We start from the raw sequence: 25,284 nt of genomic DNA, 5'->3' as shown, positions 1-25,284 counted from the left end.
CATCCTGAAGCGTCAGAGGGGCGAGAAGCCCCTATGAAAGTGTCGTGTCGCGGGGTAAAGACATAGACAAGGAACTTCCGGGACACGACACTAGGCTACCTACCAGACGGAGAAGCACCGGATGGCCACAACAGCAGATTTCAGAAACGGGATGACGATAGAACTGGATGGGCAGCTTCTCAGGCTTGTCGAATTCCAGCACGTAAAACCCGGAAAGGGAGGAGCCTTTGTCAGGACGAGATTCAAGAACGTGAAGACAGGGGCGGTCATTGAGAAAACTTTCAGGGCCGGAGAGAAAATAAATGAGGCGCGCCTTGAGAGGCAGGAAGTGCAGTACCAGTACAGTAAAGACGGCATCTACTACTTCATGGACACGACCACGTTTGATGAGGTTCGAATGAGGGAGGACCTGGTCGGAGGGAATGCTCAATACCTGAAAGAAAACCTCATTCTCTCTATCCACGTTGACAAAGGGGAGCCGATTGTTGTCGAGCTCCCTATCTTCGTTGAACTTGCCATAGTCAAATCAGAGCCCGGCATAAGAGGAGACACCGCGTCGGGGGGATCAAAACCCGCGACGCTTGAAACCGGCATGGTAATTCAAGTGCCTCTTTTTGTGGAAGAAGGGGAAGTTGTGAGGATTGATACAAGGACTGGCAAGTACGTCGAGAGAGCCGGCAGGTAGACTCAAACGGAGAGTCTTTATGAAAGAGAAGAAAGCTGCTGACCAGAAGTTGAAGGAGAAGAGAAAGGAAGGACAGAGGAAGAAACTCGGCCGCAAAGGGAATTCCGATTCCTCTGATTTCCTCAAGTTCGACAAAGATGAGCTCAGGAAATTGATCGCGATTGTTGAGAAAAGCGAGGTCGAGGAACTTGAGATCTCCCGCGGAAGCGGAAGCATCAGAATCAAGAAACCTTCCCAGTTCACCGGACTTGAGGGAGGAAAGGTTCTGGTCGAGTCCTATTCGCCTGGTCTGTCACGCGGACGCGTTCAGGAAGAGTCTGCGGTCTTGACAAAGGAAGCTGCCGAGAAGAAGACTGAGCTGGTTCCGATCAAATCACCGATGGTGGGAACATTCTACGGAGCGCCTGCCCCTGACGCTGACCCATATACAGAGGTCGGAGCGTTTGTCGACGTTGGACAAGTGGTTTGCATCGTTGAGGCAATGAAGCTAATGAACGAGATAGAGTCCGACGTTGCTGGAAGAATAATCGAAATCCCGGTCCAGAATGCGCAGCCGGTCGAGTACGGGCAGACTCTTTTCCTCGTGGACACCAAAGCGAAAAGATGATCCCGCATGTTTAGCAAAATCCTAATAGCAAACAGAGGGGAAATCGCTCTCAGGATAATGAGAGCCTGCCAGGAGCTCGATATTGAGACTGTCGCCGTTTACTCCGAGGCAGACAAGGATGCCCTTCATGTGCGGCTTGCCGACGAGTCGGTTTGCATCGGTCCCCCGCCAAGCTCCGAGAGCTACCTTAATATGCCGAGGATAATAACAGCGGCGGAGCTGACAAATGCCGAGGCGATACATCCGGGCTACGGATTTCTTGCTGAGAATCCTGATTTCGCCGAAGTTTGTGAATCCTGTGGAATAAAGTTCATAGGTCCTTCCTCAGAAATGATAAGGCAGATGGGTGATAAAGCTCTTGCACGGAAGCTTATGGCCGACGCCGGTGTGCCCGTCATTCCGGGAAGTGAGGGTGAAGTCTCATCGCTGGACGAGGCGGCTGAGCTCGCGAAAAACCTGGGATATCCGGTCATGATAAAAGCTGTAAATGGCGGCGGCGGAAAAGGGATGAGAGTTGCAAGGGATGAGATCAGCTTGAGAACAGGGATTCCCACTGCGCAGGCCGAAGCCGAAGCCGCATTCAATTCAAGAGCAATCTATTTGGAAAAGCTCATTGAAGACCCCAGACACATAGAATTTCAGATACTTGGCGACAGCCGCGGAAATCTTATCCATCTTTTTGAGCGGGATTGCTCGCTTCAAAGAAGACACCAGAAGCTTCTTGAGGAATGTCCTTCGACATTTCTTACTCCTGAGCTCAGAAAAACGATGGGTGAAGCCGCGGTCACTGGAGCCAGGAACATCGGATACGAGAGCGCAGGTACGATAGAGTTTCTGGTTGACTCGAATTCACACTTCTACTTCATGGAGATGAACACCAGGATTCAGGTTGAACATCCGGTCACAGAACAGGTCATCGGAATTGACCTCCTGAAAGAACAGCTCCGCATAGCCGCAGGTGACACAATTAGTCTGGGTCAGGAGGACATCCAGATCAGAGGACATTCTATTGAGTGCAGAATAAACGCCGAATCCCCCGAAAGGTCTTTCATGCCGTCTCCCGGGAGAATCGCCTTTTTCCATCCGCCGGGCGGTCCGGGCATCAGGGTTGATACACACATATATTCGGGCTGTCAGGTACCTCCTTACTATGACTCAATGATTGCAAAGATAATCGCTACCGGCAAGGACAGGGACGAGAGCATAAGAAGGATGAGAAGAGCACTTCACGAATGCGTCGTTGAGGGAGTTGAGACTACCATTCCATTTCATCTTCGCATTCTCTCCAATGAGAAATTCATTTCCGGGTCCGTCACGACCGCTTTTGTCGAGGACCTGATGAAGGAGACGGAGGAGGTTAAGACCGCATGAAACTCTACGTCTATCTTGTGCCTTCTGCAGTGGACGAGGGAGCGCGCACGGACAGGGTTGTGGTTATCGATGTGCTGCGTTCCTGCACAAGCCTTGCCTATGCAGTCGAAAACGGCGCAGAGAAAATCATCCCGGCAGAAAGCGTTGAAGTTGCGACAAAACTCCTATCGACTCTTCCAAGAGACATGACACTCCTTTGCGGTGAAAGAGACGGGAAGAAAATCCCCGGCTTTGACCTGGGGAACTCACCTCTGGAATACACAAGCGAGACGATTTCCGGAAAGACTCTGATTTTTTCATCAACCAATGGAACACGGGCGATTGCAAAAGGGTCCTTTGCCAGAGAAGTTGTCCTTTGTTCATTTGTAAACCTGGGCGCCGTGGTGGAGTATCTGAAGGAATCTCAGACCGATATCTCGGTGATATGCTCGGGGAAACTCGGGCAAACTTCGCTTGAGGACACTGTCTGTGCAGGCATGCTTGTGGAGAGAATGACGTCTGAGGACCGCAGCGGTTTCGAGCTCAACGACGGTTCACAGATCGCCCTGCTTACCGCGAAGGCCCACGCCAAGAACATCAGGAAAATGATTCTCGAAGCAAGCCACGGCGTCTATCTGTCTTCTCTCGGCTTCACGGAGGACCTGGAAATCGCCAGCGCGCTGGATTCGGTGCCGGTCGTGCCGGTCGTCAGGGACGGGCGGATCACGAGGGACAAAGCAAAATAGTGACAGTCACCTTTTTTTCTGAGAAAATAGTGACAGTCACCTATTTCTAGGAGAACGATAGAAGCAGCGGTAGTTGTCTTTTGGGGAAGTATCTTGGGGTGATGGGAGGGGATAGATAACTATCACAGCATAATGCCACGAAGCGCAAGGATTGTCCTCCCGGGTATTCCGCACCACATCACGCAACGCGGAAATAATCGCCAAGACGTTTTCCATACAAGCGTAGACCGGACAGTCTACCTTTCATTTCTGACGAAACAGTCGGTGTCCGCGGGACTTAATGTGCTTGGGTATTGCCTGATGCCGAATCATGTTCACCTGGTGGCCACGCCAAACAAGGCAGACTCACTTGCGACGGCTGTTGGTCGGACGCATTTCCTGTATGCTCTGTATTTCAACAGTGTCTACAATCGGAGCGGGCATCTCTGGCAAAATCGCTTCTATTCATGTGGACTTGACGATGAGCGATTGTGGACTGTGTTGCGCTACGTCGAACGGAATCCTGTGCGCGCTAGTATTGTCAACGTCGCTTGGGACTACGCCTGGTCAAGTGCGGCCGTGCACGCCGGCGAAGCCGAAGGCAGGGGTCTCCTTGACCTAACAGGGTGGAGAGAAAAGTGGAGCCCCTCAGATTGGAAGGAAGTTCTTGGCAGGGGCGAAGAAGACAGGGTACTCAACGAGCTTCGTTCGTACACAAAGCAGGGACTGCCTTTGTGCGGTGAGGAAATGTTGAGCAGTTTGGAACGAGCTTTGGGGCATTCGGTCCGGCCACTTCCCGTTGGCAGGCCAAAGAAGGGGAAAACCAGCGACGAAAGGAGGTGATCGAAAATAGGTGCCTGTCACTATTTTTCTTGGAAATAGGTGACTGTCACTATTTTATGAGTTTTCGAAGTTTGGATGCTGCATTGAATGGATTCCGGGCATGAGCAATCGCAGAGACTACGGCTATGCCGTCTGCGCCTGACCGGATGACGGTGCGGGCATTCTTGAGACCTATTCCGCCTATCGCTACAACCGGAATCTTCACCTTCTGTCTCACTCTTCCTATCCCGGAAGGGCCGACAATCTTTGGAACACGTTTCGTCTTGGTCGGATAGATTGATCCGACGCTTACGTACGAAGCTCCCTCGTACTCGGCCCGCACGGCTTCATCCGCGCTTCTAACCGTTCTCCCGATTATTGATCTCTTCCCAAGAACCTTTCTGGCGACGGATACTGATGTGTCGGAGTCGCCGAGGTGCACGCCGTCAGCGTTAGAAGCAAGAGCTATGTCAATCCTGTCGTTGACGATAAAGGGGACACCGTATTTCCTGCAGAGCTTCTTTACTTTAGCAGCAAGGTTAAGGAATTCCGGCCAGGTCAATTCCTTCGCCCTGAGCTGAACCATGGACACGCCGCCTCTCAGGGCATCTTCAAGCACATCCAGGAATTTCCCGGGTGAGACCTTCGAGACATCGGCGACATAATAAAGAGAGTAGTCGATAGTGTCCCCTATCTCTGAGACTTCGAGAAAAGGAAGGCGCCCAGAATGAAGAAGAAAATATTGCCCAGCCAGGCCGCAAGCACCGGAGGAAGAACCCCGGAATGGCCCAGTGCTTCTCCTGTCTTGAAAAACCCGTAGTAGATGAAGCTTATCGTCAGACCCATGCCTCCGCCAAGAGCAACAGTCCCCCGCCGCATCCGGTTAGAGAGCGCCGCTCCGATCAAGACAACTATGAAGTTCACGAATGGGAAAGCAAGCTTGATGTTGAACTCAACGGAGTGTTTCTGAATGCTCCCGCCGCTTTGCCTCACCAGGGAAATGTACTTCCCCAGTTCAAGGAGATTCATCTCCCCGGGCCTCTTTTCCTGTTTTGCAAAGTCGGATGGAGTCTCTTTCAGTCCTTTCAGCCTGAGTTCCCCAAATTGGAATACCTGTTCTCCTCCTTTCTGGAACGTTCTTATGATGCCGTTTCTAAAGACCCAAGCCTTGCCGTCCCATTCACCCACCTTAGCGTCTATTCGTCTCCTCAGAGTATCCGATGAGAATTCTTCGACAAGGACGTTCTCCATTCTCTTTCCCCGGATATCGTACCTGCCGATCGCAAGAATCCTGCCGCCTCCGGTGAGAAGATTGATGTTTCTCTTTTCCTCGATGGGAATTCTCGGCTCTTTCTTTATCTCGTGGGACATAACCTCTCTTCTCATCCACGATGAATAGGGCACGACCATCTCTTCAAGAAGAAAGGCAGCCACGCAGATCATCAATGAGAAGGCAAAGACAGGCATGAGGATTCTTGTCAGAGAGACGCCGGCGCTCTTTACCGCGATGAGCTCGTTTGTCTTGGCAAGCTGTCCGACAGTCAGTATGGTTGCAAGGAGCATGGCCACCGGAAGGATCAGGAACATTATGTTCGGGAGGCTGAAAACATAGAATCTGAGGATGGTGTAAAGAGGCGTCTTGTAGTCGATGAAAATGTCGATCTTCTCAAAAGCATCGACAATGACCATTATGCTGATGAAAATCAGGAATGAGAAGAAGAGGAAATTGACGAATGACCGCAGAAGATACTTGTCAAGAATTTTCACGCGGGGAGTTCCTTGATTTGCGCCGTCGCTGGAAGATTCTCAGATCACAGCTCTTCAGGGTGAACACAACGCCAACGACTCCCAGCACTATGTTTGCAACCCACATGGCAATGACGGGAGGAACAAGCCTCCTGTCTGCGAGTTGTTCCCCACCCACAAGGCAAATATAGTAGAAAAGGAAGAACACAAGGCTCAAGAACGCAATCGCAATTCCTCCCTTCCTTACACGCATCCCAAGTGGTGCACCCACGAGCACAAACACGACACAGGCGAACGGAATCGAGATCTTCTTTTGTATTTCAACAAACAATGAGCCTATTCTCTTTTCGAGAGATTCGACCTCGATTCTGGTTATTCTGACATCCTGTTCGAGATACCTGCTCCTTGATGCCTCCGGGGGGGCGGGCACGAGCTGCTTTCCACGGAGGACCTTCATGAGCGACCTGATGCTCTCCTTAAACCAGCCCTTCAGCGTGTACGACGGATCATGTCCGTCGGGAACAAGATAATCCCTGTATTCTTTGCTGAATGGCGATAGTTTGCCGTCAAGCCTTGCGATTGCATCCGCCCGCTGGTTTTTCAGTGTCGCCGCCAACTTGAGCATCATAGTTGCACTCATTTCCCTGTCTCCGCGGACTTCTCTGTCGCTCCTCTGAAGAAGCGCCCCGGCGTTTTTCATGTTTATGGTGTGGACCTGAAAGAAAAGCCTTCGATATCTTGTCTGTTCGGACGTGTCCGGGACATCGTGAATCTCGCCGTGCTCCAGTCTCAGGGTGATAACGTCTCCGTTAGGCGAGTAGAAGACCTTGCCCTTTTTCGCAACAATCGTGGTCGGGACTCTGCCATCCGGATTGAACTGATAGATGGTTATTCCGGAAAGGTCGTTGGTCCTGTCATTCACCTTGCCGACGAGCATGCTGTAGCCTTCAAACTCGTTCATGAATACGCCTTCCTGCAGCTTGGCGACCGGGCGTTTTCTTCCGATATCTAGAAGGAGATTTGCAAAGGCATGATTCGTCTCCGGCAACACGTAGTTATTGAAGAGCACAAGCAGAACCGCCAGGATCAGAGAGGCGAGGAATGGCGGAACAATGACGTTCACAGGATTGACGCCTGCGGCCCTCATTGCAGTAACCTCGTTGTCGTGAGAAAGTCTCCCGAATGCCATGAGGGTGGCGACAAGGACGGCGCACGGAACCGCCAAAGCGATCATCCATCCCAGGCCGAAAAGAAAAAGTTCGAGAACTATCAGGAATGGGATACCCTTGCCGAGAATTAGGTCTAGATAGTCAAACAGGAAATCCATACTCAAAAGGAAGACAACGACGGAAAAACCGAGGATAAATGGAAGCAGGTGGTCCTTTAAGACCATTTTCTGAAGAATGGTCAACCGGGTCGCTCCTCTAGACAGGGTTCTGGGGTTCGAGGGTTCAAGGGTTCGAGGGTTCAGGTTGCATCGCTCACCCACCAGACCCCTCGACCACTATACAGTAGCAGGGATTTCCAGACAAGGCGTTTTGGCCGATTTGGGACTGCGGGATGGGCTCGGGCAGGCCGGTGACGCGGCCGGGTAGCAGGAGGGAAAGGACGTCTCAGAGCGAACCATTGTTGGGCTGCCGCAAGTTTCGAGGACATAGTTTTGACGGCAAGTGTAGATTAGTATAGGGCTTGGACTCATCAGCGGGCTTGAGTGCTGGAGACCATCGAAGCTGATGGAACTCTTGACGAGGTAACCGGATGTGGAATAGGCTTCGTTCTACGAAGAGTCAACCCAGGATGTCAAGAAAAGAAGCGGTCTTTCTGCTATTCTTTGTGCTTCTGGCGCCGTTTGGTGAGTCCTCAGCCTACGGAGAAGAGCCGGTTTCGGGCCTCTGGCAGCTCAGAAGCTCCTCTGGAGGCTCGTTCCTTTCCCTCCCGCCGGATTCGCTGGCATCCTTTCCGAGGCACTACAGACTCAGGATCGAGCAGGACCCGCGCAATTATTTTGTCTCCTATGACCATGAGGACAACACGGTTTCGCAGAGCGTCTCCGTAAGTGACATCGAAATCGGCCCCCCGAAGATTGAATATCTGAATGACTACCTTCAAGAAATAACGTCGCAAAAGCTTGCCATACTTTTCAAAGGGACCTCAAGACTCGGGCTCGCCGGAGCGAAGGCGAGCGGCGGCAGGCCCACGAGCCTTATCCACGTGGAGATACCAGTCCAGTTTCCAAAGGCAGTCGGCGCCGTAATCGGGCAGGGGGCCAAGCTGGATGTGGCAGGTTCGGAAAGCATAACCTTCGGCGGTTCCAGCACCTGGCTTGTCAATGAGCCGATTACGGAGAGAGGGAGAACGTCCAGATTCCCCCAGCTTGAGATGAGGCAGGATATGGTTGTCAAGTTGAGTGGAACCGTCGGGGACAAGGTGAAGGTTGATGTTGACCAGAACTCAAACGTTCTGACAGATCTCGAGAACAGGGTGAAGATCAGGTACGAGGGATATGAAGACGACGTCGTGAAGAGCATAGACCTCGGGAATACGAACCTCGTTCTTCCGGGAACGCAGTACGTGAGCTACGGAGGAAGGCACGAGGGCCTTTTTGGAATAAGAGCAGTATCGAAAATTGGAGATATTGACCTGACAACCATTGCCAGCAAGGAGGAAGGAAAGACCGAAAGACGGACGTTTGTAAAGAAAAGCAAGCCCGTGATAGACGATCTGAGTTACTTCAAAAGAACGTACTATCTTCTCGACGATCCCCAGGTCTATGCTGCTTTCTTCTACAATGATTCCGTGGGGAACTTTCCAAATCTCACGAGGGACAGTAACAACCTGGGCCGCTTCCCGCTTAATGTGTCGTCGCTTCAGCTCTACACGGATGACAGGATACTCTCCACAAATCGCGGATCGATAACGGGGTTCGCCTATATCGATCCTGCAAGAACCGGGAGCGATTCCTTGCAGGGAGATTTCGATCTCAGGGCGGTCCAGGACGACTACACAATTGAGTACCTTGATACGGAGAAGAGATTCCCAATACTGGCTCTGAGGACGCCGATTCCCGAAGGCAATCTCCTGGCGGTGTCGTACGAAGACTCGGTCAGAGGAAGAGTCGGATCAGTGACCGGCAACTTGAGGCTCAAGATTCTCAAGGTTCCTTCGAGTGAGATTACTATCGTCCCAACCACCGGTCTTTATGACAAATCGAACAAATGGTTCTCCACGATCAGACTTGAGCTCAGGAATTTCTACAGTCTGGATGCGAGACGAATAAGCACCGATGGATTCAAGCTCTCAATAAGAAGAAAGACCGCGGGCGGCGACGACAAGGACTACGAAATCATAAACGGGGTTTCGGTGCCTTACGTTCAGGTTCTCGGCCTTGACAGGGGCGGAACATACGATTCCAGATGGAGAGACATCCCTGACGGAAAAATCGACCCATGGTACGTGGATCTTGAGAGAGGGCTCGTCCTTTTCCCTGATCTGAGGCCGTTCGCCCCCGATTCGTTCGACATCGGACTCTACGATGCCGCTCTGCATCCGGAAGATTGGTGGAAGCGGTGGCCTTTCTTCAGTCAAAGGCCAGACACGCTGATGGGTGATGAAGCAAACCCGCTTGTCTATGATAAGAGGTCGCCGATACCAGGAAGCGATTCGAAATATTACATGGAGGTTGAATACATAAGTTCGCAGTCAACGGTCGACCTGGGCGTGACAAACATCATAAAAGATTCAGAAGTTGTGAAGCTTGGCGACAGAAAGCTGAATCGCGGGACCGACTATGAGATTTACTACGAGACCGGAGAAATAAGACTCCTGGCTGATGACGCAAAGTCCTCGTCCGCTGACGTTTCTGTCGACTACTCCTATCTTCCGTTCGGGCCCCAGGCGCAGAGCACTCTCATGGGATTCTCCGCCTCATACAAGCCCGGGGCGGGACCTTCATTGGCAACCACCTGGATATATGAAAGCAAGGGCGCCTCGGAGGAAAGGCCAAAGCTTGGAGGTGAGCCGTCGCGCACCATGGTCGGAAGCGTTACGGGCAGCTTCAGGCAGAATCCTGAATGGATGACGCGTCTCGTCAACGCGCTGCCGCTGGTTAGAACGACGACTCAGTCCTCGTTTTCAATCGCCTCGGAACTTGCAATGAGCTTTCCGAATCCCAACACAAGAAACGAGGTTTACATTGATGACATGGAAGGCAACAAGGAAGTAGTATCCGCAAGCGTTTCAAGATACGGGTGGTTCCATTCAAGCGTCCCGCCGCGGGTTCCATCGAACATAGAGAAAGTCGCCAGACTTGCCTGGTACAATCCCCCGACGGCTGTGAAAGACAGAGATCTCCGGCCTCAACTCAGGCCCGAGGAGGGTGACAATCCCATTGCGGTGCTGGAATTTCACCTCCTGCCCAGGCTTGGCGGTATCGATCCCCAGTGGGCAGGCGTGACGCAGATAATCTCAAGAGGAGGAGAGGACCTGACCAAGGCTCAATTCCTAGAAGTGTGGGTCAATGATTTCAGCCCCTTGGATAGGGCTAGCCTTGTGGGGAAGAAACTCCACATCGATCTCGGATCTGTAAGTGAGGACGCGGTATGGCGCCCCGACAGTCTTCCCAATGCCAAACTTGATACTGAAGAGAAACGGGTGCCGGACGGCATACTGGACGCAGATGAGGATACGGGGCTCGACGGCGTTTTCACAAAGGACGAAAGGGAAATCTGGAAATACGGGACAGCGGACGATCCGCATGGCGACGATTATCCGACGGGCACAATCGATTACTGGAAAATTAACGGGACAGAAGGAAACCAGAGATTGGACACGGAGGACCTGAATCTCAATGGATACCTCGACACCGGTGAGAATTTCTTTGAGTTCTCGATAGATCTGGGTGACCCGGAGAAATATGTGAAGACCGACGTGTACAGGGATTTTCACAGCCAATATCCGTCTGTTGTGGGTCCGGAGAACGGGTGGAGGCTCTTCCAGATTCCGATAAGCCCGGAGGCAGTTGACACAACCGTGGGACAGCCGAGCTGGGATCTCATAAAGCACATGAGAGTCTGGCTTGACGGATTCAACACGGACACCAGGATTCAGATTGCCTCGATAGAAGTGGTTGGAAACAGGTGGGAAAAAGTCCCGCTCACACAAGCCCAGTCCACCAGGGGCACAGCGACAAGAATTGGCGTTCTCAACAACAAGGAGAATGGGAACATTTACACGCCGCCCTTCAATCCGGGCGAGCAGAGCCGGATTGTGAAGAGAGAACAGTCCCTGGTCCTGGGCTTTGAACGTCTTGCTCCGAGAGATACTGTTCTCATCTTCAAAGCTTTTTCATCCGCAAACAGATACACGCTATACAGCTCACTCAAGTTCTATGCGAAGTGGTATCCCCCGCCCGTCTGCGCTGATGCAGACTCGTGCGATCCGAACCACGTCAAGTTCCTGATGAGAGTCGGCGCCGAGGACAGCTACTACGAATACGTGGTCCCGGTAACCACCGGGTGGCAGCCATATGAGGTGAAAATCGCCGACCTGAGCAGGCTGAAAATCGGAACGATTCCGGGCGCATCCCTTGACACTCTATACGTTGAAGACGGCAAGACCTTTCGCGTGCGTGGGAATCCCTCGTTCACCAGTGTGAGAATGATCCAATTTGGGGTTGCGGTTGACTCGAGTACGGCCCTAGCCCAGTCGGGCGAAGTCTGGATCGACGAACTCCGGCTCTCGGAGGTCAAGAGAGAAACAGGAACGGCCGGCTGGGTGAATGCCGAGGCAAGATTCGCCGACCTTCTTTCGCTTGCTGCGACGTACAGGAACGAAGATCAGGATTTCGTTTCAGTCGGACAATCCAGCCCATTCGGCGCGAGCTCAACCCGGATGAGTCTCAGCGGCAGCTTCAACCCTCACAAATTCGTTTCCGGATTGGGAGTCTCTCTGCCGGTCACGTTCTCCAGGGACAAAGCCTCCAGTCTTCCCAAGTTCAAAACAGGGTCCGACGTCATCTTCGGAGCAGAGGATAGGAAGAGCGAGCTTTCCGAGAACGTTTCGCAAAGAGTCGGAGTGAGTTTCAGCAAGAATCCATCCAGAAGTTCGATCATGAAATATACCGTGGACGGGATAACGGCCAATTTCGCCTTGAGCAGTAGAGTTGCGTTCGGGCCGACTTCGAGAGATTCCTCGGCCTCAAGAAGCACGCAGGTTGCGTACATTATTTCACCTCGAGGAGGAAAGCCTTTGACGATTTTTTCAAGGACTGCCAAAAGCGGAGCGAAAAGAGAGCTGAAATTGTTCCTGCTTCCGGAAAATGTGAATCTCAATGTTACGAGCTCGGAATCACGCAGAAGACTCTACGACCGGTTTGCTTACTCCCCGGGAAGCGGGCTTCTCCTGAGAAATGAAACAGTCTCGCGGGCATCTGCCGCCAATCTGAACACTACATTCAATCCCATATTGAATCCGTTCCGGACGAGCTACTCCTTCTCTTCAACGAGAGACCTAATGCTCGCAAATAGAATAGGGCAACTCGGCAACATGAATATCGGGACTGAGATCAGAAGAAGTGAGATGGCCAACATAAGCTACAGTCCGAAGGCATATTTCTTCAAAATCTTCTCCCCAACCGTGAGCGCCTCCGGAACCTATTCAGAGTCCCGCGGAGCCGAGCTTGATCCGACGGGTGTCCCGGGAAGGATTAGAAATATCGCAAACGGGAACTCGATCGGCTTGAGGGGAATGCTGCCCGTAAAACTACTGGGGCGCTCTCTTTCCTCTTTCGGTGCGAAGCCGGATACGGCAAAAGGTCCGCCGAATCCGATCTCGTTGATTTTCGGGACTCTCGCAAAATTTTCAGATGTGTCCGTCAGCCGGACGATTTCAAAATCTACGGCATTCGGAAGAGTCTCGACTGCTCCAGACTGGAAATATCATCTCGGTATTTCAAAATCAATACGCAGTGACCCGGAATCCAAGAAAAGGATACCCGATGAAAGCTCGACGACAACCCAAACATCCGCAGGTACCAGGGGCAGCCTCTCGCGCACCGCGTCGATTGACCTCAAATACGACCTCAGGAACACAACCAGGGAGTACAATAGCTCGACGACATTCTCGAAGTCAGGGACATGGCCAGATGTCCGGGTCACAATGAGCTCGATTGAAAAGCGGTTGGGATTTGGCAAGATCCTATCCTCTCTCAGCCTGGAAAGCGGCTACTCCAAACGAAACGACTCCAGCGGGACAAAGGAGTATGGAGTAGAAACCGAGAGCCATACGAAAAACCTGTCTCCTCTTCTATCTGCGAGCGGCACTTTCAAGAGCGGCATGAGAGCAAGCTTGAGTTCATCAAGGAGCACTTCGACGACTGAAAGATTCAGAGGGAGATACACTCTGCAGACCACTAACAGCTCATCGTACAGAGTGAATGTTCAGCACACGATCAAATCTTCAAAGGGAATGAAGATTCCCGGAAAGAAGGAATTCAAACTGAAAAGCAACGTGAACACGAACGTTGACATCAACTACACCAAGTCCAAGACTTCCTATGCGGCAGAAGGTCAGGACACCAACATTCTTGACGACAGAAACACTTTCTCACTGAATGCATCCGCCGCCTATAACTTCAGCGCGAACGTGACCGGAAATGCGCAGCTTACAGCCAGCCAGAACGCAAACGTCAAGGAGAATAGAACCTGGCGCACGGTCGGGCTTCTGGCATCGGCCGAAATCAGGTTCTGATGGCGCTCGACCATGCTCGGCTCCTCGAGATGTCCTTTCCCTCCTGCCGAAAATGTCGATCCTTCTCGGACTCGCTCTCTCGAATTTGCGCTATGGCGACTGAGCCCCTCGCTGGCTCCGCTCCGGGATGACCCATTCATTGGCTCGCCAGGCGGGGAATCCTTGCCCCTCCCACCCTCTAAAGGGCTGGGTATCCCCACCTTGCTCGCCAAGATGGGTTCCCATCCCTCCCGCGAAAGCCAGCTTACGGCTCAGCGCCATCACAGACCTTCAGTACGCAAAATGGCGTGAGTACACGCTGTCTGATAGGAGGTAGTCTTGAAGAAATCCGGTGATTTCGTGTTGATAGTAATGCTGTTGAGCTCCCTGAGTTTGAATTGCGCCTCTGGAGGGCATCCGGCTTTTGACGGCGCGAAGGCATACGAGCATCTCGTGGCCCAGGTGAACCTGGGGCCAAGAAACCCGGGCAGCCCCGGACACGAGCGGGGGAGAGAGTACATCGTGAAGGAGATGGAGAAGTGCGGCGCGACTGTGACGACTCAGGTTTTCGACGGTGTGCTCGGCGAGGGCAGCGTGAAACTCGAGAATATTATTTCATCTTTCTATCCGGAGGAGAAGACAAGAATCCTGCTGGCCGCTCACTGGGACACAAGGCCGTGGGCAGACCTGGACAGCCCGGAAAATGCCGACGAACCCATCCCTGGGGCAAACGACGGAGCATCAGGAGTAAGCGTTCTTCTTGAAGTCGGACGGCTTCTCGGAGAAGCAAAACCTCCCGTCGGCGTGGACATAGTCTTCTTTGATGGGGAAGACCTCGGTCAGCCGGATAGACCGGACCTCTACAGTCAGGGAGCGCGATTCTATGCGAAGAGCCTGGGCGCGACCGCGCCGTCTTTTGGAATAGTCGTTGATATGGTCGGAGACAAGGATCTATCAATCTACAAAGAGGGTTATTCCGTGATTAGTGCCCTTGGCCTCACATCGAGAATTTGGGAGACCGCCAGGAACTTGAAGGTTCAGCAGTTCAAGAACGAGGTGAAATACACTTTGATTGATGACCACATTCCCTTGATTGACGCGGGGATTCCGACTTCCCTGCTGATAGATTTTGACTATCCCTCCTGGCACACGCTCAGGGATACTCCTGACAAGTGCTCCCCGCAAAGTCTCGAGGCAGTCGGCAAGGTCGTCACCGAGCTCGTCTATTCGACCAAGCCCGCCCTTCTCAAGACCAGGCCAAGGAAATCCCCAGGATTCTAGCTCGCTCAGCACAGTTACCCCCAACCCCTCAATTTCACCGAAGTTTGTGCTTGCCAGACTTCTCTGACTGGTGTAAATTGGAGTTTACGTGAGTGGGTGTTGCTCTTCCCACTCATTGGCTTTTTTGGAGATTGGGGTGAAGAACAAGGAACGTCATGCCGGCAAAGATGAAGCTCCGCCTGCCGAGAGCTTTGCGGATCTGAAAAAACGACTCAGAGGCATGGTGGGAGATGTTGTTTCCAGTGAAGTTATGGAGCTCGTTGACCTCCAGTACGTGAACGCCGGGGGGAGATGGACTCTCAGAGTCTTCGTTGATAAACCGGGTGGCGTTACAGTCGATGATTGTGCTAATCTGTCCCGGAGGCTCTCAGACGTGCTGGACACTGAGGATGCGATTCCTCATAGATACTATCTTGAGGTTTCCTCTCCGGGCGTCGAGAGGGCGATTACCGGCGAGAAAGACTTCATTAGATTTGCGGGGAAGGTCGCATCCATAAAGACTTTTTCCCCTGTTTGCGGGCAGAGACGTATTGTTGGTCTGATTGAAGACTGCAAGGAGGGTATGCTGACCCTTCGGACGAAGGATGGCGAGCTCTTGACCCTGCCGCTGTCAGGCATCGAAAGGGCGAATCTCAAGTTTGACGTGTGGAGGAAGAAGTAGAATGAGTTACGAAATAATTGAAGCTCTGGGAGAAATTGCAAGGGAAAAGAGCGTCAACATGGCGATCATTATTGAGACCCTTGAAGCAGGGCTTCTCTCTGCCGCAAAGAAGAAATATGGCTCCTCTGCCAACATAGAAGTGAAAATCGATGAGACCAAGGGTGTCATTCTAATGACTGCGAAGAAGAAGGTCGTGGAAAAAGTGGAAGACCCTATGGCGGAGATAAGGCTTGAAGAGGCGAAAGCCATTTCGCCCGAGACTCAGGTAGGTGAACTGGTCAGCATCGCCCTCCCGGTGGCGGAGTTCGGGAGAAACGCCATTCAGGCGGCAAAGCAGGTTCTTATCCAGAAGGTCAGGGAAGCGGAAAGGGAAAGAATTTTCAAGGAATATCAGGAGAAGATAGGCCGGCTCGTCAGGGGACAGGCCCAGCAGATTGACAGGGGCAATGTGATAGTCAAGCTCGAGAAAACAGAGGCAATTCTTCCCTCGAGAGAGCTCGTTGGAAAAGAAAGATACAGGCAGGGTGACTATGTGAGAGCCATTGTGTGCAGCGTTGACAAGTCGGCCAAGTTGCCGCAGGTGACTCTTTCCAGGACTCATCCGGATTTCCTGAAGAGACTATTTGAGAGTGAAGTCCCCGAGATTACCGAAGGAATCGTCGAGGTGAAAGGAGTCGCAAGGGAGCCGGGATCACGTTCCAAGATATCTGTTCTCTCTCACGATGAAAAAGTGGATCCGGTTGGGGCCTGCGTTGGAATAAAGGGTTCGAGAGTGCAGTCAATTGTGAGAGAGCTTGGCGGGGAAAGGATTGATATCGTTCCGTGGAGCCATGATCCAGTTGTTTTTGTGACCCGCGCCCTGAGTCCTGCCAAGGTTCTTCAGGCGAAGCATGAGGAGACAGAGAACCGGGTCTATGTTGTTGTTCCGGATGACCAGCTTTCGCTTGCGATCGGAAAAGGCGGACAGAATGTGCGGCTTGCCATGAAGCTCTGCGGTGCCAAGATAGATCTCGTGAGCAAGTCCGAGCATGACAAGAGGACGGAGCCTGAAAAAGCGGAGGCAATTGACATAGAGAAAATAGACGGCATCTCGGAGAAACTTGCCGCGAAACTAAAAGATGCCGGTATCAAGACCGGAGAGGATCTCGTGAAGGCAGGAATCGAGGGACTTACTTCTATACAGGGCATAGGGGAGAAGACCGCCAACAAACTTCTCGAACTCGCCGGGCAAATGACTGCCGAGGCTGAGGAAGAGAAACCGGAGACTGCCGATTCGGAGGAATCGACCGCTGAGGAAAGCTCCCTCCAGGAAGAAGAGGAGATTTGAAGAAGAGAATATACGAAGTAGCAAAACAATTCAGCATCTCAAGCGAAGCCCTTCTTGAAATCGTGAGAGGGATGAACATCCCCGTGAAGAGCCATATGAGCGCCATTGATGAGGCGACGATAGAGGCAATCAAGGGGAAGTTCGAAAAAGAGAAGGAAGCCGCAAAAGAAGAGTTTGCCCGGAAGAGAGAAAAGATCCTTCAAAGGGAAGAGAAACTTGCGCCCAAGAAGCCGGTCGTAATAACAAGACCTACGGATGATAAAACGCGGGCAAAGCCTTCGAGAAAGAAGCGAGTTGTTGATGAAAAGACTGTAATTGAGAGCGTGAAAAAGACTCTTGCCTCTCTTGAGACCGGAAAGCACATCAAGAAGAAGAGGAAAAAAGAGACGGACGTTGAAGAAGAAGTTGTCGAACAGAAGCTGATCAAAGCAACTGAGTTTATCACCGTTTCCGAGCTTGCAGGCAAGATGGAGGTCAAGCCGCAGGAGATCATTTCTACGTGCCTCAAACTCGGGCTTCTGGCAAACATAAACAGACGGCTTGACAAAGACGAGATCCTTGCCGTCACAGATGAGTTTGGATTCGAAGTTGAGTTTGTTCAGGAGTACGGCCTCGAAGTCCTCGAAGAAGAGGAGAAAGAGGCGCCTGAAGTCCTTGTGGCCAGGCCGCCGGTTGTTACGGTGATGGGGCATGTTGATCACGGAAAGACATCTCTTCTGGATTTTGTCCGCAAGACAAATGTGATTGCCGGTGAGGCAGGCGGGATAACCCAGCACATAGGCGCTTACGAAGTTTTCCTGCCCGGCGGCAAGATCATCTTCCTTGATACGCCCGGCCACGAGGCGTTTACATCCATGAGGGCACGCGGTGCGCAGGCAACTGATATCGTTGCGCTTGTGGTCGCCGCCGATGACAGGGTTATGCCCCAGACCATCGAAGCAGTCGATCATGCGAGGGCCGCCGCAGTTCCAATTGTTGTTGGGATTAACAAGATTGATCTTCCGAATGCGAATCCGGACCTTGTAAGGCAGGACCTCTCCAAGATCGGGCTCCTTGCCGAGGAGTGGGGCGGAAAGACAATCTGCGTTGATATATCTGCGAAGACCGGGAAAGGCGTTGATAGGCTGCTTGAGATGATTCTGCTCACGGCCGAAATGCTTGAGCTCAAGGCCGATCCGACAAAGATGGCCAAGGGTGTCGTGATCGAATCAAGAATGGAAGGCGGAAGGGGAATCGCCGCAACCGTTCTTGTTCAGAACGGCACGCTCAAGGTCGGGGACGCCTTTGTAGCCGGCGGTCACAGCGGAAAAGTGAGGGCAATGTACAACGAGAGGGGATTGAAGGTTCAGGAGGCCCCTCCATCCACGCCGGTCGAAGTGTTGGGTTGGTCGGGGGTGCCGCAATCGGGTGACAGTTTTGCGGCAGTCAAGGATGAGAGAACTGCCAGGGAGATTGCGGGCAAGAGACAGCAGCTCCAGAGGGAGCATGAATTCAGAATGTTCAGGCACATAACTCTTCCCGAGCTCTATGATCAGATAAAACAGGGCGGCGTCAGTGAGCTCAATCTGATAATCAAGGCCGACGTTGACGGCTCCGCAGAGGCGCTGAGCGACGCTCTCACGAAGATAGACTCTCCGGAAGTGAAGCTGAACATAATCCACAGGGGTGTCGGGCACATAAGCGAATCGGATGCTCTTCTTGCAGCCGCTTCAAATGCGGTGATTATCGGGTTTCATGTGAGACCTGATGCCGGAGCATCAGAGCTTGCCGCCAAAGAGAAGGTTGACATACGGCTCTACAAAATCATTTATGAAGCTGTTTCGGACCTTAAGCATGCCATGTCAGGTCTTCTCAAGCCCGAGCTGCGCGAGACGATATTGGGTTCTGCTGAAGTGAGAGAGGTGTTCAGACTTTCCGGAGGCAGCGTCGTTGCAGGGAGCTACATCCTCAATGGTTCAATCAAGCGAAACAACAAGGCAAGAGTGCTGAGGAACCAGGATGTCGTCCACGACGGAAGAATTTCATCCCTGCGAAGATTCAAGGAAGATGTGAAAGAAGTCACGAGCGGCTTTGAATGCGGGATTACCGTGGAAGGATTCGATGACATCCAGAAGAGGGATGTCATAGAGGCCTATACGATTGAAGAGGTTGCCAGGGAACTCAAGTAGTGGTCGGTTCTCTCACACTTGAACTTCACATCCCGGCAAGCAATTCCCTCAAGGCGAAGCGTTCGGTTCTTAACAGTGTGAAGGAGAGGATAAAGAACAAGTTCAGCGCCTCTGTCGCGGAGGTGGACAATTTTGACCTGTGGCAGAGAGCGACGATAGGAGTGGCAGTAGTTTCAAGTGAGAAGGGAATAGTCGAGAATATCCTTGCATCGGTCGTCAGATTGGTTGAGGCGGACGGCAGGGTAAATCTCCTAGACTACCAGATCGATTTTCTCTGAACTCCATTCCCGGGCTGTTCAGCGGAAGAACGGAGTCCGGAGTCCCCCGAAGGCCGGATTCAGGAAAGGGGCGCAAGGTGGAATCTTCCCGTCCTGAAAGGCTTGGCGATCTTCTCCGTGAGGAAATCAGCGATATCATCCGGCGGAGATTGAGAGATCCAAGGGTCGAGCTTGCCACCGTAACCGACGTCGTTGTTGCTGGGGACCTGAAATTTGCAAAGGTCTTCATCAGCAAGTTTGGAAAGGAGCATGAACTTGAAGATGCTGTTCGCGCTCTCGAACATGCTTCGGGATTCATCAGGGGTGAGCTCGGAAAGAGGCTCCAAATCAGATTTATCCCTGAGCTCAGCTTCAGGGTGGATAAATCCATAGAGTATGGCGCCAGAATTGAGAAAGTTCTCAAGGAGATAGATGAGGAAAGAAAATCTCGTGGAGGCGAAGGAACTCCTGAAGATAAGGGAGGTCCTGAAGAATGAAGTAAGCTTTACTGTAACGACCCATGTAGACCCCGACGTTGATGGGTTAGCCTCGCAGCTTGCTCTTTTTTCGCTCCTGAGGGAATCGGGCAAGGAAGTCAACGCCATGAATCAGGACCCGGTCCCGTCGATCTTTTCATTCCTCCCGAACGCGCAGAGCATAATCTCGCTCAAAGACAACATCGATTCCCTGCATCAGGTGCTCATTGTGGTTGATACCGGTTCTTCTTCCAGAATCGGATATCCTTTTGATGCTCTCAGAGCACGGGCCCGGACCATCGTCAACATAGACCATCACAAGGGCAATGGAATGTTCGGGGACGTAAATCTTGTTGATTCCTCAGCGAGCGCGGCAGCAATTCTCATCGCCGATCTGATAGAACATTTGGGAGTCCCGATAGGAAAGGAAAGGGCGACGCTTCTCTATGCCGGCATTCTTGCGGATACAGGTTCATTCAGGTTTCCGAATACATCTGCCAGAGGCCTGATGACGGCGGCTCTCCTGGCTGACGAGGGGATCGATGTCGGCAAGATTGCTTCAGGAATCTATGCGGGCAAGTCTCTCGCTTCAATGAAGCTCCTGAGTCTCGCCCTCTCAAGTCTGGAAGTCGCAGAAGGCGGGAAGATTGCGGTCATGAGTCTTTCGATGGCCGACTTCAAGAAAACCGGAGCAAAGGGAGAAGATTCCGAGGGATTTGCTTCCTACGCAAAATCCATCAGCGGGACGTTGATCGGGATTTTCTTGAGGGAAGCAGGTCCTGGAACCGTGCGCGTGAGTTTTCGATCGGATGGAATGGTTGATGTCGACAAGATAGCCGGGCTCTTCGGCGGCGGCGGCCATGCCGGTGCCTCCGGGGCACAGGTTTCGGGGACCGTTGAGGAAGTGAAGAAGGAGGTGCTGGTCCGAGTTGCACCGTTCGTATCCAGCTTGGGTCATGCTGGTTGACAAGCCGGAGGGCATGACTTCGTACGGCGTTGTAGCCCACGCAAAAAAGGTGTTCAAGGCAAGAAGAGTGGGCCACACGGGCACACTCGACCCTTTTGCCACGGGCCTTCTCATTCTTTGTTTCGGCAAAGCGACAAAAATAGCCGGCTTTCTGGTGGAGCTTGAGAAAGAGTATGTGGCCGGAGTCAGGCTCGGGCAGAAGACGGACACTGACGACCTGACCGGAAAAGTCATGGAGGAGAAAAAGGTCGGGACTATCTCAAAGGATGAGATTCTCGCCGTCCTGAAGAAGTTCGTCGGCCGGACTGAGCAGCTTCCTCCTTCTGTTTCTGCTCTAAAATACCAGGGCGAGCGGCATTATGCGCTTGTCAGAAAAGGTATCGAGGCGAAGAGAACACCGAGAGAAGTTGTCATGCGTGAGATTGAACTCCTTGACTTCGCGCCTCCGGATCTGACTCTCAAGGTTGTCTGCTCAAGAGGGACCTATGTCCGCGCGCTGGCAAGGGATATCGGGGAAGCTTTGGGGGTTGGAGGCCACCTGTTCTCCTTGAGAAGGACGAGGATGGGCGAGTTCCAGGTTGATCAGGCAATCAAGTTCTCCGAGATCGGAGAGGAGCCGCACGAGTCTCAGGCGAAATCGCGTCTTACGATGGACGAAGCCCTCTCATTTCTTGATGCCATTTCTATCAGGGAAGAGAGCGTAGGCAGGTTTCTGCATGGAGTGCCGCCCTTGAAAGACGAAGTGCTTTCGCAGCCGAACGAATGGTCGGGCCTCAAACGCGTGCTCGGAGAGGACGGCCGGCTTCTTGGGATTGCGAATCTTTCGACGGCCGGCGAGGTGAAACTTGTCCGGGTCCTGAGCGGTTCAGGGGCAGGCAATGAGAATTCCTGAATGCGTTGTTACCATAGGGGTCTTCGACGGCGTCCATATAGGCCACAGGGCAATCTTGAGCGAAGTCGTCTCACTCTCTGAGAAGAGAGATGGAAGGCCCGTGGCGGTGACATTCGAGCCGCACCCCGACCGGGCGCTCGGGAAACCCATGAGAGCTGCGCGAATGACCACGCCTTCCGAGAAATCGCGCCTTTTTGCAGAGCTTGGAATCGAGTTCCTCCTGGTCGTTGCCTTTGACAGAAAAGTGGCGCAGATGGAAGCAGATGAGTTCATTGACGGCTTCATACTGACCAGGTTTGATATGAAGACACTCGTTATCGGACACGATTTCTGCATGGGCAGGGAAAGAAAGGGTGACGAAGAGTACCTTTCCAAGCTTGGTCTTCAAAGGGGATTCGATGTCAAAGCGATTCCCTCCTTTCTGTTTGACGGGAAGCCGGTCAGCTCAACCTGGGTGAGAGAAGCTATTCAGTCCGGGAGTATCGAGCTTGCAAGGAACCTCCTCGGCAGATATCCGACGATCTCCGGGAGCGTGGTTCAGGGACACAAGAAGGGAAGGGAGCTGGGCTTTCCGACTGCAAATCTGGATATTCGCGAAGGCATCGTGCCGGGAGACGGAGTTTACACGGTATTCGCAGAAGTAGAAGGAAGAAGCCTGCCCGCTGTCCTGGCCATAGGCGAGAGGCCGACGCTCAAGAGGAAAGGGAGGTCGGTTGAGGTGCATATTCCGGGCTTTTCCGGGGACCTGTACGGCAGCTCAATAAAACTGTATATTGTGACGATGCTTAGGAAGGAGAAGCTATTCGCCGGAGAAGCTGACCTTAAGAAGGCTATTGAGCAGGACATCAAACGAGGCCTTGAGATTCTTAAATCGGGGAGAGGGGCTTGACAAAAAGCCGGGCGATTTCTCTTTGACTCTTGAATTAGGCCTGTGCTAGCATGTCCGGGTGGAACATCGGTATCTCAACTTGCAGGAGGTGAGGCATAAGGTGCCGCTTTCAAAAGAAGTGAAGAAGGAAGTCATTGGTAAATTCAAGATCCACGAATTCGACTCCGGCTCTCCAGAAGTCCAGATAGCCCTTCTTACGGAGAAGATCAAGTATCTGACCGAGCACTTCAAGGTCCACAAGAAGGACCATCATTCAAGACGGGGCCTCCTCAGAATGGTCGGACAGAGAAGGAGGCTTCTCGGCTATCTGAAGGTAACCAAGATAGAGAGATACCGACAGATAGTGAAACAGCTCGGTCTAAGAAAGTAAGGCTTCACGGATTGTTTTCCATGGGTAGGTCTCTGGAGAAACTGGTTTCTTACCCCTTTCCAGCGAGCTGCCCTTATTCTTTCTAATGGAGGTAGATGAATGAAACACAGTGTAAGTATTGAGATCGGCGGTCGGACTCTTACTCTTGAAACCGGCAGAGTCGCCAGGCAGGCCTCCGGAGCCGTGACCGTTCAGTACGGTGACACAGTGGTTCTCGTGACTGCTGTTGCCTCGAAGGAGCCTATTGAGGCCCGGGACTTTTTCCCTCTGCTTGTCGATTACCGGGAGAAATCCTACGCGGCGGGAAGAATTCCAGGAGGTTTTTTCAAGAGGGAGGGCAGGCCTACCGAGAAGGAAGTCTTAAGCTCGCGTCTCATCGACAGGCCGATGAGACCGCTCTTCCCGAAGAACTACCGGAAGGAAGTCCAAGTAATAGCGACGGTTCTTTCCTCTGACCAGGAAAACGACTCTGACGTGCTGGCGCTTATCGGCACCTCCAGCGCATTGATGATATCCGAGATTCCTTTCCACGGGCCGGTTTCCGCATTGAGAATTGGGGCGAAGGACGGGTCGTTCATGATCAATCCGACCTTCAAGGAGCTCGAGACGAGCGACTTGGATATTGTCGTAGCAGAGAGAGACGGGTCGGTCGTGATGGTTGAAGGTGCGGCAAAGGACGTTCCTGAATCCCTGGTTCTCGGAGGTCTTCGTACTGCGATTGAGCTGACTTCGAAGATAAACCAGCTCCAAATCGAGCTCGCAAGGGCTGTCGGAAAGCCGAAGGAAGAGGTTCCTCCCGAAGAGACCAATGTTGAGCTTGAAAGCGCGGTGAGAGGATTCGCGGAGAAGAAAATAGGCGAGGCAATAAGAATTCCGGACAAGGAAGAGAGGGAAGAGGCCATCTCCTCAATTCAAGAAGAGACCGTCGGCGCTCTCAGCGAGAGGTATCCGGAGAGGGAGGCACTCGTGAGAGCCTCGGTCCTGGAGATTGAAAGGACAACGCTCCGGGATATGATTTTGAAAGAAGGAAAGAGGGCTGATGGACGCAGGTCCGACGAGATACGGTCAATAAGCTGTGAAGTTGGGGTCCTTCCCAGGACTCACGGCTCCGCCATTTTCACGAGGGGCCAGACCCAGTGTCTGGCAGTCACCACACTCGGAACCTCGACCGACGAACAGAGGGTCGAAGAATTGGAGGGACGTTCCTGGAAGAGCTACATGCTGCACTACAACTTTCCTCCGTTCTCCGTCGGAGAAGTGAAGCCGATGCGCGGCCCCGGCAGAAGAGAAATCGGACACGGCGCCCTTGCAGAGAGAGCGATCCAGCCGGTTCTGCCCGATGACAACGTATTCCCTTACACCATCCGGATTGTCTCGGACATACTCGAATCAAACGGCTCATCATCGATGGCCACCGTCTGCGGCGGGAGTCTTTCACTCATGGATGCAGGTGTCCCGATAAAAGCTCCGGTCGCCGGAATTGCGATGGGTCTTGTGAAGGAAAATGAACAGGTGGCGATTCTCACGGACATACTTGGCGTCGAAGATCACCTTGGCGATATGGATTTCAAGGTCGCCGGCACAAGAAACGGGATCACCGCCTTTCAAATGGATGTCAAGATTCCCGGGATAGGATTCGACCTTCTCGAATCGGCTCTTGAGAAAGCAAGGGAAGCAAGGCTTTTCGTTCTTGGTGAGATGGAGAAGGTGATCGGAAATCCCAGGGGTGACCTGTCGCCTTATGCCCCGAGAATAATAGTCATCCAGGTCGCCCAGGAAAAGGTGAAGGACATCATCGGTCCCGGGGGCCGGATGATAAGAAAGATCATCGAGGAGACCGGTGCAGAGATTGACATTGAAGACAACGGTGAGGTGAAGATTGCAGCCTATACTGCCGAGGGCGGAGAGAGGGCCGTTGAGATAATAAAGGGAATAACGGACGATCCTGAGGTCGGCAAGCTCTACCAGGGAAAGGTAAGGAAGATAATGGAATTCGGCGCCTTCGTCGAGGTGACTCCCGGGCGAGACGGCCTTGTCCACATCTCTGAGCTGGATGTGCACAGAGTGAAGAGAGTGGAGGACGTGCTGAAGGAAGGGGATACGGTGCTTGTGAAGGTAATCGGGATCGACAAAGACGGAAAGATAAAGTTGTCCAGAAAAGCTGCTCTGTCTCCTGAGGGAGCGAAGAAGGGCTAGGCCTTTGCGCCATGCTTAGGCCATCTCCCCAAGGGGGAGAGCTAGGCTTGCGCACTGTGCTTAGGACCTCTCCCCTTGGGGAGAGGCTAGTGTAGTGCGTCATTAATATCTTGACATATAGACGTGCCTGCTGTATGCTG

At 52.6% G+C, this 25,284-nt stretch carries 20 protein-coding genes; 17 read left to right on the top strand and 3 right to left on the bottom strand.

Annotated features, from left to right (window positions below):
• Positions 1–121: 121 nt before the first annotated feature.
• The 5 genes from efp to QME66_08425 all read left to right on the top strand — a co-directional run bounded on the left by efp (position 122) and on the right by QME66_08425 (position 4,210).
• Positions 122–685 (top strand): elongation factor P, encoded by a 564-nt coding sequence (gene efp / locus QME66_08445; GenBank protein ID MDI6808994.1) that lies wholly within the window; start codon positions 122–124, stop codon positions 683–685.
• Positions 686–704: 19 nt separating this feature from the next.
• Positions 705–1,292: an acetyl-CoA carboxylase biotin carboxyl carrier protein gene (gene accB / locus QME66_08440; GenBank protein ID MDI6808993.1), complete on the top strand. Its 588-nt coding sequence runs from the start codon at positions 705–707 to the stop codon at positions 1,290–1,292.
• A 6-nt stretch (positions 1,293–1,298) separates the two neighbouring features.
• Positions 1,299–2,663 carry an acetyl-CoA carboxylase biotin carboxylase subunit gene (accC, locus tag QME66_08435; protein MDI6808992.1) on the top strand — a complete coding sequence of 455 codons (1,365 nt, stop codon included), beginning with the start codon at positions 1,299–1,301 and terminating at the stop codon, positions 2,661–2,663.
• Positions 2,660–3,388, top strand: a complete 729-nt coding sequence (locus QME66_08430) for a 2-phosphosulfolactate phosphatase (protein MDI6808991.1) — start codon at positions 2,660–2,662, stop codon at positions 3,386–3,388. The genes accC and QME66_08430 overlap by 4 nt, the downstream gene beginning before the upstream one ends.
• A 132-nt stretch (positions 3,389–3,520) precedes the next feature.
• Positions 3,521–4,210, top strand: a complete 690-nt coding sequence (locus QME66_08425; protein MDI6808990.1) for a transposase — start codon at positions 3,521–3,523, stop codon at positions 4,208–4,210.
• A 49-nt stretch (positions 4,211–4,259) separates the two neighbouring features.
• Here the strand turns inward: QME66_08425 and thiE are convergent, their stop codons facing one another.
• The 3 genes from thiE to QME66_08410 are packed head-to-tail and all read right to left on the bottom strand — an operon-like array spanning position 4,260 to position 7,346.
• Complete coding sequence (gene thiE, locus QME66_08420; GenBank protein MDI6808989.1) at positions 4,260–4,871, bottom strand: thiamine phosphate synthase; 612 nt, start codon at positions 4,869–4,871, stop codon at positions 4,260–4,262.
• 8 nt (positions 4,872–4,879) lie between these two features.
• Positions 4,880–5,956: an LptF/LptG family permease gene (locus QME66_08415; GenBank protein MDI6808988.1), complete on the bottom strand. Its 1,077-nt coding sequence runs from the start codon at positions 5,954–5,956 to the stop codon at positions 4,880–4,882.
• On the bottom strand, positions 5,943–7,346 hold the full coding sequence (locus tag QME66_08410) for an LptF/LptG family permease (GenBank protein ID MDI6808987.1): 1,404 nt from the start codon (positions 7,344–7,346) through the stop codon (positions 5,943–5,945). The genes QME66_08415 and QME66_08410 overlap by 14 nt, the downstream gene beginning before the upstream one ends.
• A 386-nt stretch (positions 7,347–7,732) precedes the next feature.
• Here QME66_08410 and sprA point away from each other — a divergent pair, with 386 nt between their 5' ends.
• From sprA to pnp, 12 genes are all read left to right on the top strand, one after another.
• Positions 7,733–13,681 carry a cell surface protein SprA gene (sprA, locus tag QME66_08405; protein ID MDI6808986.1) on the top strand — a complete coding sequence of 1,983 codons (5,949 nt, stop codon included), beginning with the start codon at positions 7,733–7,735 and terminating at the stop codon, positions 13,679–13,681.
• 318 nt (positions 13,682–13,999) lie between these two features.
• Entirely contained in the window at positions 14,000–14,941 is a 942-nt protein-coding gene (locus QME66_08400) for a M28 family peptidase (protein ID MDI6808985.1), read from the top strand.
• 136 nt (positions 14,942–15,077) lie between these two features.
• Entirely contained in the window at positions 15,078–15,602 is a 525-nt protein-coding gene (gene rimP / locus QME66_08395; protein MDI6808984.1) for a ribosome maturation factor RimP, read from the top strand.
• A gap of 1 nt (position 15,603) precedes the next feature.
• Positions 15,604–16,929, top strand: a complete 1,326-nt coding sequence (gene nusA, locus QME66_08390; GenBank protein MDI6808983.1) for a transcription termination factor NusA — start codon at positions 15,604–15,606, stop codon at positions 16,927–16,929.
• Complete coding sequence (gene infB / locus QME66_08385; GenBank protein ID MDI6808982.1) at positions 16,926–19,097, top strand: translation initiation factor IF-2; 2,172 nt, start codon at positions 16,926–16,928, stop codon at positions 19,095–19,097. Before nusA ends, infB begins: the two co-directional genes overlap by 4 nt.
• A complete protein-coding gene (locus tag QME66_08380) occupies positions 19,097–19,375 on the top strand; it encodes a DUF503 domain-containing protein (GenBank protein ID MDI6808981.1) in 279 nt (92 codons plus the stop codon). Before infB ends, QME66_08380 begins: the two co-directional genes overlap by 1 nt.
• A 77-nt stretch (positions 19,376–19,452) precedes the next feature.
• Positions 19,453–19,851 carry a 30S ribosome-binding factor RbfA gene (gene rbfA / locus QME66_08375; GenBank protein ID MDI6808980.1) on the top strand — a complete coding sequence of 133 codons (399 nt, stop codon included), beginning with the start codon at positions 19,453–19,455 and terminating at the stop codon, positions 19,849–19,851.
• On the top strand, positions 19,787–20,797 hold the full coding sequence (locus QME66_08370; protein ID MDI6808979.1) for a bifunctional oligoribonuclease/PAP phosphatase NrnA: 1,011 nt from the start codon (positions 19,787–19,789) through the stop codon (positions 20,795–20,797). Before rbfA ends, QME66_08370 begins: the two co-directional genes overlap by 65 nt.
• Entirely contained in the window at positions 20,760–21,689 is a 930-nt protein-coding gene (gene truB / locus QME66_08365) for a tRNA pseudouridine(55) synthase TruB (protein MDI6808978.1), read from the top strand. Before QME66_08370 ends, truB begins: the two co-directional genes overlap by 38 nt.
• The gene (gene ribF / locus QME66_08360) at positions 21,676–22,578 is read left to right on the top strand and encodes a riboflavin biosynthesis protein RibF (protein MDI6808977.1); all 903 of its coding nucleotides are present in this window, start codon (positions 21,676–21,678) and stop codon (positions 22,576–22,578) included. Before truB ends, ribF begins: the two co-directional genes overlap by 14 nt.
• A gap of 100 nt (positions 22,579–22,678) precedes the next feature.
• Entirely contained in the window at positions 22,679–22,948 is a 270-nt protein-coding gene (gene rpsO, locus QME66_08355) for a 30S ribosomal protein S15 (GenBank protein MDI6808976.1), read from the top strand.
• Positions 22,949–23,047: 99 nt separating this feature from the next.
• Positions 23,048–25,144 (top strand): polyribonucleotide nucleotidyltransferase, encoded by a 2,097-nt coding sequence (gene pnp, locus QME66_08350; GenBank protein ID MDI6808975.1) that lies wholly within the window; start codon positions 23,048–23,050, stop codon positions 25,142–25,144.
• Positions 25,145–25,284 lie beyond the last annotated feature (140 nt).

The organism is Candidatus Eisenbacteria bacterium (assembly GCA_030017955.1).
Classification (GTDB): domain Bacteria; phylum Eisenbacteria; class RBG-16-71-46; order JASEGR01; family JASEGR01; genus JASEGR01.
Note: the sequence above shows the minus strand (reverse complement) of the source record. Positions and strands in the feature narration are given on the sequence as shown.